This is a genomic window from Bradyrhizobium sp. (assembly GCF_030654605.1).
Lineage (GTDB): Bacteria > Pseudomonadota > Alphaproteobacteria > Rhizobiales > Xanthobacteraceae > Bradyrhizobium.
Map to the genome: position 1 here is coordinate 1 of NZ_JAURXB010000115.1, position 17,015 is coordinate 17,015.

The window sequence follows — 17,015 nt, forward strand, 5'->3', positions numbered from 1 at the left end:
TCCTGTTGCTGGACATCGCGGCCCAGCACGCACGCCAGATAGCGAAGCGAACAGACAATCAAGCGGTGAAAAAGAGCCTTTGCGATCAGGTCAGTCTTGTCGAACAGCTGCTCCAGATCGCCCGCGAGATGGCGCTGAAGCTCTAGGCGTCGCCGAGCGCGCGCAACATTCCGTCCCTGCCGGCGGACGGCAGCGAGCATTGCCGAGGTGGACGAGTTTCTCGCGACGGTCCGGGCCGCGTAAGCCCGGGCTATTGCAATCCGGTATCGCCGCTGGTGCGCTTCTTGGCGAGATCCATCTCGGTCACCGCGACCAGGATTTCGGCGCGGGTCTTGAGGTCGGGGGCTTCCAGCATCGCCTGCTTTTCCGGCGCGCCGTAGGGCGACATCATCGCCAGCGCGTTGACCAGCGCCTCGTTCGGCGCGCTTTCGACGCCTTCCCAGTCCACTTTCAGATTGTTGGCTTTGAGAAAATCCGTCAGCACCGTCAGCAGCGCCTCGCGGTCGACTTCGTCCTCGCCCTTGCGCGCGGTGAAATCGTCGATGTAGGGGAAATAGTCCACCTTGCATTGCCGGTAGGCGGTCAGCACCGTCAGCTCCTCGATCACCTTGAAGCGGGCGATGCCGGTGAGTTCGAGGATGTAGCGGCCGTCGCCGGATTCGGCGAGCTGGGTGATGCGTCCGACGCAGCCGACGCGAAACAGCGCCGGCTTCGCCTCATCGCGCGAATGGGAAAAATCCGGCTGGATCATTCCGATCAGCCGGTGGCCGTCGCGCAGCGAATCGTCCACCAGCGCGAGATAGCGCGGCTCGAAGATGTTGAGCGGCATCTGGCCGCGCGGCAGCAGCAGCGCGCCCGGCAGTGGAAACACCGGGATCACCTCGGGAAGGTCGCCGGGCCCGCGATATTCGGCATTGATCGGCATTGGCAGTCCCGCGAGTTTGCTTCACAAATCGGAGTTGCGGCCCATCCTTCGAGACGCCCGGCATCGCTTCGCTTCGCCGGGCTCCTCAGGATGAGGTTACACTTGTTGAAACACAACAACCTCATGCTGAGGAGCCGAGCGAAGCGAGGCGTCTCGAAGCATGGGCAGCAAGCGACTCATCTCGCCAGCCTACGAAAACAGAATGGTCGACAGCCGCTTCCGCCCTTCGATGGTGGCTTCATCGGCCGGACCCCATGCCTCGAAGAACTGCACCAGCTGCTTGCGCGCGCCGTCCTCGTTCCACTTGCGGTCCTTCTTGACGATGGCGAGCAGCTGTTCCGTCGCCTCGGCACGCTTGCCGCCGGCATTGAGCGCGGTGGCCAGATCGAATCGGGCCTGATGATCGAGCGGGTTTGCGGCGACTTTCTGTTCGAGTTCGGTGACCGGGCCGACCGCCTTGGCCTGCTCGGCCAGGTCGATCGAGGCCTGCACCGCCTTGACCGCGGCGTCGTTGCGCTTGGATTCCGGCACCATGGCGATGGTCTGCCTGGCCTGCTCGATGGCGCCTGTCGTGACATAGCATTTGGCCAGGCCCGCCAGAGCGGGGATGTTGGTGGCATCCGCCGCCAGCACCTCGGCATAGATCTGCGCCGCGGTGGCGGCATCGCCTTCGGCCAGCACGGCTTCGGCCTCAGCCAGGATTTCCGCGATATCGGGCTCGCCGGCGTTCGGCATGCCCGCGGTCAGCTTGTCGATGAAGGCGGTGACCTGGCTTTCCGGCACCGCGCCCATGAAGCCGTCGGCCGGCTGGCCGTTGACGAACGCGATCACGGCCGGGATCGACTGGATGCCCATCTGGCCGGGGATAGCCGGATGCTCGTCGATGTTCATCTTGACCAGCTTGACCTTGCCCTTGGCGGCGCGGACCGCCTTTTCGATAATCGGGGTAAGCTGGCGGCAGGGGCCGCACCACGGCGCCCAGAAGTCGATCAGCACCGGCTGGCGCTTCGATTCCTCGATGACGTCCTTCACGAACGTCTGGGTGGTGGTTTCCTTGATCAAATCGGGCGCCGCCTGGGGCGCCGGTCCGCTGCCCTGCTCAATGATCGTCACGGGGGATCCTCGTTGGATGTCTTTTTCGGATTGGGAGTTATTCTAGCACGGTCTGTGCCCTAATTGGCCCCTGGAGGGCCAATTTGCAATCGGTGGAACCCGAACCGGGGGCTTTCGGGCGGAAATGCCGCGAAATGCCGCCGATACCCCCTGAACGGCCTGATTTCCGGTCATTCCTGGCGTCGTGCGGCTGTTGCATTCATGGGCGGCATTTGGCATAGCTCTGCGCGTTGCCGGCGCGTGCGCCGCCAATCTCTCGGATGCGGGTGTAGCTCAGTGGTAGAGCACGACCTTGCCAAGGTCGGGGTCGAGGGTTCGAATCCCTTCGCCCGCTCCAGATTTTCTAAATTGGCAAAGCGATCGAACGACAAGCCGCCCCTCGGGCGGCTTTGTTGTTTGGTGGCTCGTCGCTGAACCGCCACGGTCTTTCCCGCGTCAAACCGGTGTGCAAGGTTCCGCACCGATGGTTGCAGGCGTCACGCCGCGCGCGAGGATGAGGATAACGAGTGTTCGAACGCGGCTATCGGCAACAGCTCGAGGCGGATCTGGTCAAATGGGTCGCCGCGGGGGTGATTTCGGGCGACGCCGCGCAGTCCATCCGCAAGGCACGGTTTAGCGACGAGGCGAAGTCGCGCCTTCCCGGCATCTTCGCGATGCTCGGCGCGTTGATGCTGGCGGCCAGCGTCAGTGCTTTCGTGGCGGCGAACTGGCAGGAAATTCCGCGCCTGGTGCGGCTGGTCGGCATTCTCGCGATCATCGCCGGCTGCTTTCTTCCCGCGCTGCTGCTGCAGCGGCGCGGCCACCCGGCCGCCGCCGATGCGGCGATCACCTTCGCCACGCTGTGCTTCGGCGCCGGCATCGCCCTCGTCGGTCAGATGTATCATTTGCCGAGCGACTGGCCGGCCGGCGCGATGCTGGTCGCGATCGGCGGATTGATAGCCGCCGCGCTGACGGGCAAGAGCGGCCCGCTCGTCGTTGCCTTCGTGGCGATGACGTCGTGGTCATGCGGACGGTTCGAGGCGGCGCATTTTCGCGAAACCCATTGGTCTTTCCTGCTGCTGTTCGTGCCGGGTTTGCTGCTGGCTTTGGGCCGCGAAAATCGGCTGCTCGCGCACACGGCCGTGGTGGCGCTGAGCTTCTGGCTGGGGGCGCTGTTGATGCCCCAGGGCGGCGCCAAGGTTTTCTTCAACCTGGTCGATGGAGGCCTCGCGATCTCGGCGGCCTATATCGCGATCGGGCTATTGGCTTTGGACCGGGGCTGGCCCGCCGCCATCAAGGCGCTGCTGCCGTGGGGCGCGGTGGTTTTCGGAATATTGCTCTGCGTCGAGATCGCGCTGGTTCTGGAAAAGTCGAGCCTCGGCGTGCATGCCGCCACTTCCGCCGTCTATCCGGCCTATGGCGCGGCGCTGGCCGCACTGGCGGCCCTCGCGGTGCTGGCGCGGCAACGCGACAGCGGCAGGCTCGTCATCATCGCGGCCTGTGCCGTCGGCCTGATCATTCCGGTGATGTTCGCCGGTCTGGCGGGAGCCGATGTGCTCCGGCGCGCGCTCGTCTCCATCGCCGTCTTCGTCAGCGCCGTGGGCTTGATCGCGGGCGGACTTCTCATCGGTTTCAGGACATTCATCGTCGTCGGCTACGCGGTGTTCGGTGTGTCGATCCTGATCCTGCTCTGGCAGACGATTGGCACGCTGCTGAGCCAGTCGCTGTTCTTCCTTGTCGCCGGCGTGGCGCTGCTGGTGCTGGCGGCGGGGGCGCACAGGCTGGCGAACTGGTCCAGATCCGCCGTCGACACAGTGTCAGGGAGTGCAGCCTGATGCCTGTGCTGGACAACATCATCGCTCGCGTGCCGTTGCTGCTGCGCTATCTCCTTGCCGCACTGGTGCTCTGCGGACTGATCCTGGCCATGATCCTGCCGCGCGCGGCGATCCTGCGAAGCGGACAGGAAGTGCGGCTCGAGATCGCGCCGGTCGATCCGCGCGATCTGTTTCGCGGCGATTACGTCGTGCTCGCCTACCGGATCGGCACGGTAAACGTGGAGTCGAATCTCACGACCTCTTTCAAGCGGGGGCAGCAGGTGTTCGTGACGCTGCGACCCGACGCAAACAACAAGGCGAAGGCGGTCGCCATTTCTGCCGAGCGGCCCACGGTCATCGGGAACGACATCGTCATCGCGGGTTTTGTGACGGCCAGCTCGACTTGCCGGCTGAACGAAGCCGGGACGCGGGATTGCAAGCTCGGAACCAACGCAGTCGGCGTGCGCTATGGCCTTGAAAGTTATTTCGTGCCGCAGGGCGAGGGCAGGAAAATCGAGCTGATGGAAAAGGCGCGGCTGGAGGTTGTCGCAGCGGTCGCGCCTTCCGGCCAGGCCGCGATCAAGCGCCTGCTGATCGATGGCGTGCCTGTCTATGATGAGCCGCCCTATTGATGAAGGTGTGATGCCGTTCGTTCACGGCAGCTTTGCCCGATTTCGCAGCCGAGATATCCGGCCGCGCCGTGCACCCACGCACGACGGCGGACTTTTTCTCTTCGTCAACGACGCGGCGATCGGCATCCCCGGCCTCTACGATTACTTCTATCGCAACAATCGAGGCGTGGCCAAAACTGACCGTCACGCGGAAATGATGCCTTCCCACTGATTGCCAGGCGTCACGGCGCCCGCGCTGCAATGGGACGTTGCCGCAATGCAGCGCGACCCGGCGCGACGCCTTCCGGCTGACCTGACCTCAATAAGAATTTTCGTTCGATTTGCGTTCGCCTGACAGGACCGCGCAACACACACTTCTCACCCGTGGAAGATGTGCTAGCATTGTTGCGTCTGACCTACCTCACCACAGACCAAAGTTCGTCTCTCGAAACGTTCAAAATAAATAACACGCGCGGCCGCACCGGCTGCATAGGGGAGTGACGCGATGAAATCGGCCTTCAATCGATCCATTCTTGCGCTCGCGACGATTGCCCTTGTTGCGGGGGCCAGTCAGGCCAGCGCGCAGCAAAAGCCACTGAAGAAATACGAATCCGGTACCAAGGACTTCTGGGCCAATCCGCCGCCCGACTGGTTCCTCGGCGACGAGATCGAAGCCCAGAGGGGGCAGGCGCCACCGTCGGGTCCGCCGACCGGCGCATCCGAAGCCGAACTCGCGGCGATGATGAAGAAGATCAAGCTGCCCGCGGGCTTCAAGATCGAAGTCTACGCGTCCGGCGTGCTGTCCGCGCGGCAGATGGCCTGGGGCGACAAGGGCACGCTGTTCGTCGGCTCGTTCGGCGTCGGCAACGTCTACGCGATCAAGGACGTCGGCGGCAAGAAGGAGGTCAAGACCGTCCTCAAGGGAATGAAGATGCCGACCGGCATCGCGTTCCGCGACGGCGCGCTCTACGTCGTCGATATCGACAAGCTGATCAGGTACGACAACGCCGAGGCCAATCTCGACAATCTCGGCGCCGGCAAGGTGGTCTATGACGACATGCCGCCCTACGTCCCTCATGGCTGGAAGTATATCGCGGTCGACAAGGATGGCTGGTTCTATTTGCCGTTCGGGCCTCCCTTCAACATCGGGATTCCGCCGACCGGCCTGTCGCAGATCCGCCGCGTCGACCCCAAGACCGGCAACGCCGAACTGGTGGCGCTCGGCGTCCGCAACAGCGTCGGCGGCGACGTCGATCCGCGCAGCGGCAAGTACTGGTTCACCGAAAACGCCCGCGACTGGCTCAGCGACGACACTCCGAGCGACAAGCTCAACATGATCTCGAAACTGGGCGAGCACTTCGGCTATCCCTACTGCCACCAGGGCGACATGCCGGATCCGAAGTTCGCGATGGGTCACAAATGTTCGGAGTTCACGCCGCCGGTGCTGAAACTCGGCGCGCATGTGGCTCCGCTCGGCATGAAGTTCTACACCGGCGACCAGTTCCCCGCCGAGTACAAGAACAACATCTTCATCGCCGAACACGGCTCCTGGAACCGGGCCAAGTACCAGGGCGCGCGGATCAAGCGGGTGATCGTCGGGCCCGACGGCAAGAACGCCAAGCAGGAGATCTTCGCCTCCGGCTGGCTCGAGGGCGACAAGAACTATCTCGGCCGGCCCGCCGATATCGTTCTGGGCAAGGACGGCTCGATGTACGTCGCCGACGACTGGGCCGGCGCGATCTATCGCATCAGCTACAGCAAGAAGTAAGGCTGGATAACGCAGGGCTGCGGTTGCTCGGGAACGAGTGGCCGCAGCTTTTTGTTGTAACCCGGTGCTGGCGGTTGAGCTCGGAGGGAAATCAGGATGCGGATTGCGTTAGCCGGGACCATGCTCGCCGCGATGATGGCCTGCGGATCGTTCGCCCACGCCGCCGATGTCACCGCCGGCAAGCAAAAGGCCGAAATATGCATCGCGTGTCACGGCGAAGCCGGCATTTCCCAGCTCGAGAACATTCCCTCGCTCGCCGGCCAGCCCGACCAGTTCATCCAGTGGCAGCTGGTGTTCTTTCGCGCCGGCACCCGCAAGAACGAGCAGATGCTGCCGGTCGTCGATCAACTCAACAATGAGGATATCCGCAATCTCGGCGCCTATTTCGCCTCGCTGACGCCACCCAGGGCAAAGCCTGACGATAACCCGGATCTGTCATCCAAGGGCGCGCAGGCCGCCGCGGGCCGGCGCTGCACCTCGTGCCACACCGACAACTATGCCGGGACCAAGGCGATTCCCCGCGTCGCCGGCCAACGCGAGGAGTATCTCGTGAAGGCGCTGCACGACTACAAGTCCGGCGTGCGATCCGGCGGCGGCATGGCCGCGATGGCGAATGTCGCCTATTCCCTCAGCGAGGAGGAAATCGAGGCGCTGGCGCATTATCTCGCGCATCTCTGAAGCTTGCGCATTTCCATCGTCGTCCCCGCGAACGCGGGGACCCATAACCACAGATGTCAAACTTCGAAAGAGCTGGAGCAACAGCTCTGTATAACCACGAACGGCTGTTGTTATGGGTCCCTGCGTTCGCAGGGAGGACGCAAGATAGAGATTCACCCCCGCTGCTTTTCATACGCCTTGAGATGGGTGTAGGCGATCCGCAGCCGCGGCACCGGCATTTTGGCGGCGTCGCCGCGCGCGATCAGGTCGCCGATCACGTGATCGGCTTCGACCGCCGCACCCGTCTTGATGTCGCGGAACATCGACGCGGTCATCTGCGAACCCTCCGTGGTCAGCAGCCCCCTGGTGCGCTGGAAGAACGGGCCGCTCGGCGCATGGCCTTCCGCTGACGCCACCGCGCTGCATTCATCGAGCATGCCGAGGATGAAATCCTTGCCGCCTGGTACCGCCAGGATATTGCCGACCGAGGTCCGCATCAGGCAGGTCGAGGCCGCGAGCGAGGCCAGGAACACCCATTTTTCCCACATCTCCTGCACGATGTTCTCACTGGCCACCGAGCCGAGCTTGCCGCTCGCCATGACTTCGGCGATGGCGCGGACGCGTTCCGACAGCTTGCCGTCGCGTTCGCCGAAATTCAGCGACTGCATCGGGTTGAGCTGCGCCACCTCGCGGGCTTCGTTCAGGGTGGCGGCGATCGCGCAGAGGCCGCCGAGCACGCGCTCGGGCCCGAACCTCTTGTCGAGCACATCCAGGTGCAGCATGCCGTTGAGCAGCGGGACGATCGAGGTCTGCGGTCCGACCGCCGGGGCAAACGATTTGATGGCGTCGTCGAGGTCGAATGCCTTGCAGCTCAACAGCACGACGTCGAATGTTTCGGCGAGCTTGCCGGCTTGCACGGTCGGCGGGTTTTTCAAGGTCACGTCGCCGTTCGGACTCTTGATCACGAGGCCGGCGCTGGCGAGCTCGGCGGCGCGCCGCGGCCGCACCAGGAAGGTCACGTCACGGCCGGCCTCCAGCAGCCTGCCGCCGAAATATCCGCCGATGGCTCCGGCGCCGACCACGAGAATGCGCATGGGAGAGATCCTTGTTGTTGTTGCTGTTGTTGTCCAACCTCATCCTGAGGAGCATCGCTCTTGCGATGCGTCTCGAAGGATGAAGAACAATACGGACCTGATGGTTCGAGACGCCGCGCAAGATGCGCGGCTCCTCACCATGAGGCAGACGTGGGTTATTTCCCCGAAACCAGTTCCTCGACGTCGCGCAACTGTTCCTTGCCGAAGAACATTTCCTTGCCGACGAAGAAGGTCGGCGAGCCGAACGCGCCGCGCTCGACTGCGCTTTGCGTGTTCTCGATCAGCTTGGCCTTGACGTCCGCCTCCTGCGCGCGCGCGAACAGCTTTGCGGCGTCGAGACCGGACGCCGCAAGAGCCTTCATCGCCACTTCCGGGTCGTCCATCTTCTTCGGCTCGACCCACATGTGATGGAAAGCGGCGTCGACGTATTGTTCGAACACGCCCTCGAACTGCGCGGCAACGGCGGCGCGCATCAAATTGAGGGTGTTGACCGGAAAGAACGGGTTCCAGACATAGGGCTTGACCTGAAACCGCCTGACGAAGCGTTCGGTCTCCAGCTTGTTGAACTCGGGCTTGTTCTTGACGCCGGCCAGGGTTTCGCCCGGCGATCTGTTGTTGGTGGCCTTGAAGATGCCGCCGAGCAGGATCGGCACGTATTCGAATTTCACACCGATGCGCGCTTCGATCGCCGGGATCGCTTCGTGGCTGAGAAACGCATTGGGGCTGCCGAAATCAAACAGGAATTGCGGGGCGGTCGGACTCAAAGCGGCGGTCTCCCTGATGCGACGGTTCTTATATGATCCTTGTCATTCCAACAGCCTAGCGGTTCGCCCGGGCGGGATCAACCGGAGGCGCCCGGCTGCGCCGCGAGACGGAATGCCCGCTCCGCCAGCCCCGATGTGTGGGCGCGGATGTCGTCGGGCCATTCGGCGATCCGCTGTTCGAACCGGATGGCGTCGCCGGCAAACAGCGCGCGGATAGCTTCCTCGTAATGAGGTCGGTTGCCCGAGGTGACCGACATGAAGCGATAGGCCGCTTCCTGGGCCTGACGGATGCGGTCCTTGTCTTCACCGGTCCGGCTCGCCTGCTCGACCAGTTTGCGGATCGCGACCGAGGCGCCGCCCGGCTGCCTGGCCAGCCATTCCCAGTGCCGCGGCAGCAGCGTCACTTCGCGTGCGACCACGCCCAGTTTCGGCCGGCCGGGACCGCGCGGGGCGGACGCCGCGGCGGCTTCCGCGGGGATCTGCGCCCGAGCATCGTCCGGCAGCCGCGCCAGGACATCCGCCATGGAGCCGCGGAAATCGATCTCGATGGTCGCGCTGGTGTTGCCGTCGAAAACGATGATCGAGGCATCCCTGGCGCGGTCGAGCGTCGCCTTTGCCGCACGGACGACCGCGCGCAGATCGCCGGAAGCGATGCGCCGGTCGCCCTCGAAGGCGACGCAAGCCGGATCAGATTCCGGATTCATGACAAATCTCTCAGTTTCTGATGGGATTATTATCCGGGTAATATGGCGGCGTCAATAATGCCCGGGTAATACAGTCATACAGTCCGTCTGGGTATCTCGACTTTCGGGCGTGCGGCTGGCACCACCATGCGCCGCCGCTACCGTCGCGCCACGCCACGCCCCTTGGGAGACGCCATGCTCACCGTCCATCACCTCAACAACTCCCGCTCCCAGCGCGTGCTGTGGCTGCTGGAAGAACTTGGCGTTCCCTACGAGATCGTCCGCTATCAGCGTCAGCCGGACATGCGGGCGCCGGCGGAACTGCGTGCGGTGCATCCGCTCGGCAAATCGCCGGTCATTACTGACAACGGCAACACGGTCGCCGAGTCCGGCGCGATTGCCGAATACCTCATCGAGACTTATGGCGAGGGCCGCCTGATTCCACCGGCCAAAACGCCGGAGCGGCTGCGCTATAGCTATTGGCTGCACTACGCCGAGGGATCGGCGATGTCGCCGCTGCTGCTCAAACTGCTGTTCACGCTGATGCCGAAGCGCGCGCCGGCGCTGCTGCGTCCGCTGGTGCGCAAGGTCTGCAATCAGGCGCTGACCGCGCTGGTCAATCCACAGATCAAGCAGCACATGGCCTGGTGGGAGAGCGAGCTCGGGAAAAGCGAGTGGTTCGCCGGCCATGAATTTTCCGCCGCCGACATCCAGATGAGTTTTCCGCTGGAGGCCGCCGCCGCGCGCGGCGGGCTCGAGCAAGGCCACCCCAGGGCCATGGCGTTCCTCGATCGCATTCACGCCCGTCCGGCCTACAAGCGGGCGCTGGAAAAGGGCGGGCCGTACACGGTTGGACGGTAATGGTTGGCCGTCTGCCCCCGTCGTCCGCTCAAGCCTTTACCAGAACTGAATAATTAATATTACCCGGAGTAAATTGACGGCCAACGGGGCGTCTGCTATCGCCATTGCCAACGGGCAGACTTTCCCCCGAGGGCCGTCATGAAAAGCGAAGACAAGAAGGCGGCCATCACCGCTTACAAGGAGCGCAAAACCGTCGCGGGCATCTATGTCGTTCGCTGCGGCGCCTCCGGCCAGGCCTGGGTCGGCCAGACGCCCAATCTCGACACCATCCAGAACCGGATCTGGTTCGGCTTGCGAATGGGCAGCCATTCCAACCGCGACCTGCAGGGCGCGTGGACCACGCATGGCGGCGACACCTTCACCTTCGAGGCGGTCGAACGGCTGAAGGACGAGGAACTCGCCTATGTCAGGGACACGCTGCTGAAAGAGCGCGCGGCGCATTGGCGGTCGATGCTGAACGGATCGGTGGTCTAGGCGGGCGTGTGACTCACCTCGCCCCGCTTGCGGGGAGAGGTCGGCGCGCAGCGCCGGGTGAGGGGGACTCTCAACGAGTCGAATGCGCGGAGAGCCCCCCTCACCCCAACCCTGTCCCCGCAAGCGGGGCGAGGGAGAAGTAAGAAACGGCCCCTCCGCAACCTCGTTACGCCGCGCGGATCTTGTCGAGGAAGCCGTTCACATTGGCCCGGAGCTTGTCGGCCTGACGGCTGAGATCGTCGGCCGCGGTGAGCACCTCGCCGGCCGCGGTGCCGGTCTCCTGCGCGGCCTCGTTCACCCCGGCGATATTGACAGCCACGCCACTGGTGCCTTGCGCCACCAGCTGGATGTTGTTGGAAATATCCCGTGTCGCGGCGCCCTGCTGCTCGACCGCCGCGGCAATCGCCGACGCGATTTCGTTCATCTGGCGGATGGTGCCGCCGATCGCCTTGATCGCCTCGACCGCGTTGCCGGTCTCGCCCTGAATGGCGGCGATCTGCGTCGAGATATCCTCGGTCGCCTTGGCGGTTTGAGTAGCCAGCGCCTTGACCTCGCTCGCCACCACCGCAAAACCGCGGCCGGCCTCTCCGGCCCGCGCGGCTTCGATGGTCGCGTTGAGCGCCAGCAGGTTGGTCTGCGAGGCGATGTTCTGAATCAGCGCGACCACGTCGCCGATCTTCTGCGCCGTGTCCGCCAGCCCCTGGATGGTGGCGTTGGTGCGTTCCGCCTCGACCACCGCCGTTGAGGCGAATTCGGCCGACTGCGTCACCTGACGCGAGATCTCGTTGGTGGAGGCGTGCAACTGCTCGGTCGCCGCCGCCACGGTCGACACATTGGACGACGTCTGGTCCGAGGTGGTGGAAACCGCAGTGGCCTGCCGGCTGGTTTCCTCGGCCGTGGCCGACATGCTGCCTGCCGTCGCGTGCATCTCCGTCGACGCGGCGGTCAGGGTGTCCAGTGCCTCGCAAACCTGCTCGTCGAAGACGGCGATGTAACCTTCCACGGCAAGCTGCCGCTTCTGCTTTTGCTCCTGCTGTTCGCGCTGCTCGGCCTCGAGCCGGCGCGCCGTGATCGCGTTCTCCTTGAACACCTGCAACGAGCGGGCGAGTCCGCCAACCTCGTCGGCGCGGTCGGCGCCCTCGATCTGGATGTCGAGATCGCCGTTGGCGAGCTTGGTCATCTCGCCCGTCATCGCGGCGAGCGGTCGGGAAATCTGATAGAGCGCGATCCAGCCGAGCACGCCGAAGGCGCAGACCAGCCCGGCGGCGGCGCCGATCACCAGCCATGCCCGGGTCTGCGCGGCCATGGCCACGCTGGCGTCGCGCGCCTCCCGCATTTTCTCCACGTTCATGGCGATCAGCTTGCTGACCGCACCGATGGCGACCTGGCGATGCTTGGCGGCGACGCCGCGCGAATGGTCGAACGCTTCCTTCACCTTGCCGGCGAGCGCCAGTTGGAACACCTGGGCGCTGGCTTCCCGCCGGCCGATGACGGCGGTGCGGAAGGTCTCAATCAGGGCGCGCTGTTCCGCTTCCTGGGTAATGGCCTCAAATCGCTTGATGGCGTCGAGGGTGGCAGCAGTCGCCTTGTCGTAAAGCGCGATATGTCCCTTCGCCACCTTTTCCTCGTCGCTGAGGATCACATTCTTTTCGCTGATGGCGGCGTTGTTGAAGGCGCTCTCGGCCTGAAGCGCAAGCTGCACCCGCGTGGCGTTGCCATCCACCAGCGCCGCCGCGGTGTCCGACAACTGGGTCACCGCCAGCGAGGCATAAAGCACGATCCCGATCGAGACGATGGCGACGATCGTCGCTGGAACCGCAATTTTGGCTATGATCGCGATGTTGCGGAACCCAATCATGTCGTCTCTCCGATTAAGAAAGACTGACCAATACCGCGCAGATCTTAAGAACTTTCGGGCGATTGTGCCCCGTAGTATTACGGGATCGGAGTCGGGTAAGGCGAGCCGTTAGCGACGGAGCAATGACGCGAGGCGCTGCGCCGGCTCGTTCAGCCTGCATCAAGGCCGCGTCGCAGCAATCACTTCGCTGACCAGGCGGCCGAGCCCCCTTATGTCGCCGGTGGGGTCGGCGGAGTCGCCGAGCCGGACGATCACGAGGTTGTGCGATGGCAGGATGACGACGCGCTGGCCGAGATCGCCGGACGCAAAGAACGCGTCGTGGGGAATCCCGAGCCTGATGCGCCCTTTCGCGTCCGGGTGCTCGCTGCGATTGGTCCAGAAGCCCGCGGCGTAGTCCGAGCCGGGTGAGGCGGCGATGCAAAAGTCCACCCAGTCCTCGTGCAGGAGGCGTTTGCCGCCGACCACGCCGTCATTGAGGTAAAGCAGGCCAAATCGCGCCCAGTCCCTGGCGCTCGCCAGCATCCAGTTCGATCCCTGCAGCGTGCCGACGCCGTCGAACTCCAGCGTCACGTGACGCATTCCCAGCGGACCGAACAATTCGCGCCACGCGAAGGCCAGGGTCTGCTCGGGGCCACCGACGGCGTCGCGGACGATCCGCGCCAGCAACTGCGTGGTCGCGCTGGAATAATGCCATCGGGATCCCGGCGGCGCGATCAGTTTCGCCCTCACGGCAAAACCGGCCATGTCTTCATGCAAGGACATCTGGCTCGATGGATCGAAGCCGGAATTGGTTTCATCGAGCGCAAGGCCCGATGTCATGCGCATCAGATGCTCGACTTCGATCTCGCGTCGCGGGTCGGAAGCCGCCCGCCATTCCGGTATCGGCGCCGGCATCGACGGCGTGACGAGGCCTTGCTGGGTCAGTATCCCGATCAGGGCGTTGACCACGGACTTGGTCATGGAGAAGCCGAGCAGCGGCGTATCGACACTGACGCCGGCGGCATAGCGTTCGGCGATGACGCGGCCGTCATGCACCACGACCACCGCCTTGGTCCGCCGCAATGGCGGTGCGGTGGGCTCCTCGAAGGCATGATCGAGTGCGGCCCTCAAGGCGGGGTCGGATGGCTCCACAACGCCAGGTCCCGCGATCTCGGGGAGAAGCGGTGGCGTTTTCGGCGCCTTCAACGCCTGCAGATCGCTTCGCAGCAGGTAGGGCGGCTTAGATCCATGCAATTCGATGCAGCCCTGGCCTTCGTGAAACGCCGCGCGACTGCGGAAGAATCCCAAAGTCGAAGCTTCGACGGTTTTTGCGGTTGCATCGAGACGATAACCGAGCAGATAGCGCAGCCGGCGGATACCGGCGCGATCGTTGGCTTCCACAAACACCGTTTGCGGATCGAGGCCGGAGACGAAGACCTTGACGCAGAGATTATGGGCGACGAAACCGGTGGCGACGCGAATGGCGCGATCGGGACGGAAGATGACCGCCGCCACCGCGACGCCTGCCAGCAGGAGCGCCGTGACCACAACGCCCGCAATGAGTTTTCGCAGGACCACGCGCCCCCCGATCAGCGTCCCTTCTGCGCGTCGCCCACGGAAGGCAGCGCCCTCACGCTGACGCCGGGCGGCGGCAAATCGTCGTCGGGTACGAAGAAATCCGACATCAGGGGCACCGAAGGATCGACCCGGTAATGCTCGAAGTCGCGCACGCCGCTTTCATACAGCACCTTGTCGTCGATGCAGAACTGCCCGGTGAATTCACGCGATGGCTTGGTGAAGATGACATAGGCGGCGTCGCCCATGATGTCAGGGGTGCGGCTGGCGCGCATCATGGCGTCGCCGCCGAGGAGATTGCCGACAGCGGCGGTGGCGATGGTGGTGCGCGGCCACAGCGCATTGACGGCGACACCGGCTGATTTCAATTCACCTGATAGCCCCAGCACGCACATGCTCATGCCGAACTTCGCCATGGTGTAAGCGGTGGAATGCTCGAACCATTTCGTCTGCATGTCGAGCGGCGGCGACAGCATCAGGATGTGCGGGTTTTCCGTCTTCTTGAGGTGCGGGATGCAATATTTCGATACCATGAAGGTGCCGCGGGTATTGATGCCCATCATCAGGTCGAACCGTTTCATGTCGGTGCCCTGCGAATTGGTCAGGCTGATGGCGCTGGCATTGTTGACGCAGATGTCGATGCCACCGAATTCGGCGACAGTCTTGTCAATTGCCGCCATCACCTGGGCTTCCTCGCGGATATCGCACAGGATCGGCAGCGCCCTGCCCCCGGCGGCGCGGACCTCTTCGGCGGCGGTGTAGATGGTGCCCTTGAGTCTTGGGTGCGGCTCCGCGGTCTTCGCGGCGATCGCGACATTGGCGCCGTCGCGCGCGGCGCGCAGCGCGATCGCGAGCCCGATGCCGCGGCTGCCGCCGGATACGAATAGCGTTTTGCCCTTGAGTGATGTCATGTTTTTCTCCCCTGCCGCGGTCTTTGCCAGCGGTGCTTGCGACCCATCCTTCGAGACGGCCACTTTGTTGCCTCCTCAGGATGAGGTTTAGCTTGTCGAAACACAACAACCTCATGCTGAGGAGCGGCCTCTTGGCCGCGTCTCGAAGCATGGGCAGCAGCTACCGATTGTCTGATCCGAACTACTGTCCCGAGGCTTCCGCGCCACGGGTACGCGGATCGGGGGCGCCGAGCAATCCATTCGGCGTCACGCCGATCGAATTGGCCGAGGTCTGGCCGAGCGGTTCGATCACCTCATGGCCCCGGGCCCGCAGCCCAGCCAGGGCGTCGTCGGCGAAACCCCGCTCGATCCGCACCACATCCGGCAGCCATTGGTGATGCAGGCGCGGCGCCGCGACGGCAGCGGCGACATCCATTTTGTAATCGAGCACGTTGACGATGACCTGCAGCACCGTCGAGATGATGCGGCTGCCGCCGGGCGAGCCCGTTACCAGCACGGGTTTGCCGTCCTTCAGCACGATGGTCGGCGTCATCGAGGACAGCGGCCGTTTGCCGGGTCCCGGCAAATTGGCTTCGAACCCGACCAGGCCAAAGGCATTGGAAGCGCCGGGCGCGGCGGTGAAGTCGTCGAGCTCGTTGTTGAGCAGCACGCCGGTGCCGTCGGCGATCAGGCCGACCCCATAGGGAAAATTCAGCGTATAGGTGTTGCTGACGGCGTTGCCACGACTGTCCACCACTGAATAGTGCGTGGTGTTGCTGCCTTCGCGCCGCGGCGTCACCGACAACGCATCCAGCGCATCGGTCCACGGCGTGGCGCGGTCGAGGTCGATGCTGGCGCGCTGTGTGGCGGCGTATTCCTTCGACATCAGCGTCGCCACCGGCGCGCTGATGAAATCGGGATCGCCGAGATAGCGCGCGCGATCGGCATAGGCGCGCTTCATCGCCTCGATCATGACATGCAGCGAGGGCGCTGCGCCCTGCTTCATGTCCGGCAGCGGAAATCCTTCCAGAATGTTCAGCGTCTCCAGCAGCACGACACCGCCCGATGACGGCGGCGGCATCGAGATGATCTCGTAGCCGCGGTAGCTGCCGCGCACCGGCGCGCGGATCACCGGCTGATAGGATCTGAGATCGTCCACCGTCATGATGCCGCCGGCGTCGCGAACCCCCGCCGCCAGCTTTTCCGCGACCGGCCCATGGTAAAATCCGCGGGCTCCCTGCGCCGCGATCGCCGCGAGCGTCGCCGCCAGATCCGTTTGCACCAGGGTGTCGCCTTCCCGCAGCGAAGAGCCATCGGCGCGGGAAAATATCTTTGCCGAGGCCGGCCAGCGCGACAGCCGCCGCGCAATGCCGGGCAACGTGTCGGCCATGTCGTCGGCAATGACAAAGCCGTCGCGCGCGAGCACGATGGCCGGCTTCAGCAGGTCCGCCAGCGTGAACTGGCCGGAGCCGTATTTCTCCAGGGCCAGCGCCAGGCCCGCGACGGTGCCGGGGACCCCGATGCTGAGCGCGGAATCGCGCGACTTGGCGATGTCTGGCTTGCCGTCAGCGCCGAGGAACATGTCGCGCGTGGCTGCGGTCGGCGCGGTCTCGCGATAGTCGATGGCGACGTCCTCGCGACGTTCCGCGGAGTGGATGATCATGAAGCCGCCGCCGCCGATATTTCCCGCGCGCGGATAGGTGACGGCCAGCGCAAAGCCGGTGGCAACCGCGGCGTCGACCGCATTGCCGCCCTGCCGCAGGATATCGGCGCCGATCCGCGCGCCGATTTTCTCCTGCGCCACCACCATGCCCTGCTTGGCGGAAACGGCGTGAGCAGCACCCGTGGGGATGTAGGCGCGGCGCTCCTGCGCGCCTGCTGGCACGACCAACACGACAACCAGTGCGATTGCGGCGAGCAACGTGCGCCGTTCGGCTGTGAACGAAACCATCAAACCATCCATTGTGGGC

16 protein-coding genes and 1 tRNA gene are annotated in these 17,015 nt (G+C 64.3%); 8 read left to right on the forward strand and 9 right to left on the reverse strand.

Translation table 11 applies throughout. The features are described 5' to 3' along the window. Window positions 1–250 precede the first annotated feature (250 nt). Complete coding sequence (locus Q7U29_RS11615) at window positions 251–925, reverse strand: LON peptidase substrate-binding domain-containing protein (RefSeq protein WP_304741511.1); 675 nt, start codon at window positions 923–925, stop codon at window positions 251–253. A gap of 189 nt (window positions 926–1,114) precedes the next feature. Then, window positions 1,115–2,038 (reverse strand): thioredoxin, encoded by a 924-nt coding sequence (trxA, locus tag Q7U29_RS11620; protein ID WP_304741513.1) that lies wholly within the window; start codon window positions 2,036–2,038, stop codon window positions 1,115–1,117. 262 nt (window positions 2,039–2,300) lie between these two features. Here trxA and Q7U29_RS11625 point away from each other — a divergent pair. The 6 genes from Q7U29_RS11625 (at window position 2,301) to Q7U29_RS11650 (ending at window position 6,888) form a co-directional block, all read left to right on the forward strand. Further along, window positions 2,301–2,375, forward strand: a tRNA-Gly gene (locus Q7U29_RS11625). A 169-nt stretch (window positions 2,376–2,544) separates the two neighbouring features. Further along, the gene (locus Q7U29_RS11630) at window positions 2,545–3,852 is read left to right on the forward strand and encodes a DUF2157 domain-containing protein (protein WP_304741515.1); all 1,308 of its coding nucleotides are present in this window, start codon (window positions 2,545–2,547) and stop codon (window positions 3,850–3,852) included. Next, window positions 3,852–4,463, forward strand: coding sequence for a GDYXXLXY domain-containing protein (locus Q7U29_RS11635; protein WP_304741517.1), 612 nt, complete (start codon window positions 3,852–3,854; stop codon window positions 4,461–4,463). Before Q7U29_RS11630 ends, Q7U29_RS11635 begins: the two co-directional genes overlap by 1 nt. A gap of 10 nt (window positions 4,464–4,473) precedes the next feature. Beyond that, the gene (locus Q7U29_RS11640; protein WP_304741518.1) at window positions 4,474–4,674 is read left to right on the forward strand and encodes a hypothetical protein; all 201 of its coding nucleotides are present in this window, start codon (window positions 4,474–4,476) and stop codon (window positions 4,672–4,674) included. A gap of 273 nt (window positions 4,675–4,947) precedes the next feature. Beyond that, the gene (locus tag Q7U29_RS11645; RefSeq protein WP_304741520.1) at window positions 4,948–6,210 is read left to right on the forward strand and encodes a sorbosone dehydrogenase family protein; all 1,263 of its coding nucleotides are present in this window, start codon (window positions 4,948–4,950) and stop codon (window positions 6,208–6,210) included. A gap of 96 nt (window positions 6,211–6,306) precedes the next feature. Continuing rightward, window positions 6,307–6,888 carry a cytochrome c gene (locus tag Q7U29_RS11650; RefSeq protein ID WP_304741522.1) on the forward strand — a complete coding sequence of 194 codons (582 nt, stop codon included), beginning with the start codon at window positions 6,307–6,309 and terminating at the stop codon, window positions 6,886–6,888. Window positions 6,889–7,040: 152 nt separating this feature from the next. Here the strand turns inward: Q7U29_RS11650 and panE are convergent, their stop codons facing one another. From panE to Q7U29_RS11665, 3 genes are all read right to left on the reverse strand, one after another. After that, the gene (gene panE / locus Q7U29_RS11655; RefSeq protein ID WP_304741524.1) at window positions 7,041–7,961 is read right to left on the reverse strand and encodes a 2-dehydropantoate 2-reductase; all 921 of its coding nucleotides are present in this window, start codon (window positions 7,959–7,961) and stop codon (window positions 7,041–7,043) included. A 155-nt stretch (window positions 7,962–8,116) separates the two neighbouring features. After that, window positions 8,117–8,725: a 2-hydroxychromene-2-carboxylate isomerase gene (locus tag Q7U29_RS11660; protein WP_304741526.1), complete on the reverse strand. Its 609-nt coding sequence runs from the start codon at window positions 8,723–8,725 to the stop codon at window positions 8,117–8,119. A gap of 77 nt (window positions 8,726–8,802) precedes the next feature. Next, window positions 8,803–9,429 carry a DUF2239 family protein gene (locus Q7U29_RS11665; protein ID WP_304741528.1) on the reverse strand — a complete coding sequence of 209 codons (627 nt, stop codon included), beginning with the start codon at window positions 9,427–9,429 and terminating at the stop codon, window positions 8,803–8,805. Between the two features lie 174 nt (window positions 9,430–9,603). On the opposite strand from Q7U29_RS11665, the gene Q7U29_RS11670 reads away from it, so the two are divergent. Together Q7U29_RS11670 and Q7U29_RS11675 are read left to right on the forward strand one after the other, a co-directional pair. Further along, on the forward strand, window positions 9,604–10,269 hold the full coding sequence (locus Q7U29_RS11670) for a glutathione S-transferase family protein (protein WP_304741530.1): 666 nt from the start codon (window positions 9,604–9,606) through the stop codon (window positions 10,267–10,269). 138 nt (window positions 10,270–10,407) lie between these two features. Beyond that, window positions 10,408–10,743, forward strand: coding sequence for a GIY-YIG nuclease family protein (locus tag Q7U29_RS11675; RefSeq protein WP_304741532.1), 336 nt, complete (start codon window positions 10,408–10,410; stop codon window positions 10,741–10,743). A 166-nt stretch (window positions 10,744–10,909) separates the two neighbouring features. Here the strand turns inward: Q7U29_RS11675 and Q7U29_RS11680 are convergent, their stop codons facing one another. The 4 genes from Q7U29_RS11680 to ggt all read right to left on the reverse strand — a co-directional run bounded on the left by Q7U29_RS11680 (window position 10,910) and on the right by ggt (window position 16,996). Continuing rightward, window positions 10,910–12,601, reverse strand: coding sequence for a methyl-accepting chemotaxis protein (locus Q7U29_RS11680; RefSeq protein ID WP_304741534.1), 1,692 nt, complete (start codon window positions 12,599–12,601; stop codon window positions 10,910–10,912). A 159-nt stretch (window positions 12,602–12,760) separates the two neighbouring features. Further along, window positions 12,761–14,158, reverse strand: a complete 1,398-nt coding sequence (locus tag Q7U29_RS11685) for a serine hydrolase (protein WP_304741536.1) — start codon at window positions 14,156–14,158, stop codon at window positions 12,761–12,763. Between the two features lie 11 nt (window positions 14,159–14,169). Further along, entirely contained in the window at window positions 14,170–15,066 is an 897-nt protein-coding gene (locus tag Q7U29_RS11690; RefSeq protein ID WP_304741538.1) for an NAD(P)-dependent oxidoreductase, read from the reverse strand. A 181-nt stretch (window positions 15,067–15,247) separates the two neighbouring features. Further along, entirely contained in the window at window positions 15,248–16,996 is a 1,749-nt protein-coding gene (gene ggt / locus Q7U29_RS11695) for a gamma-glutamyltransferase (RefSeq protein ID WP_304741540.1), read from the reverse strand. Window positions 16,997–17,015: the final 19 nt, after the last annotated feature.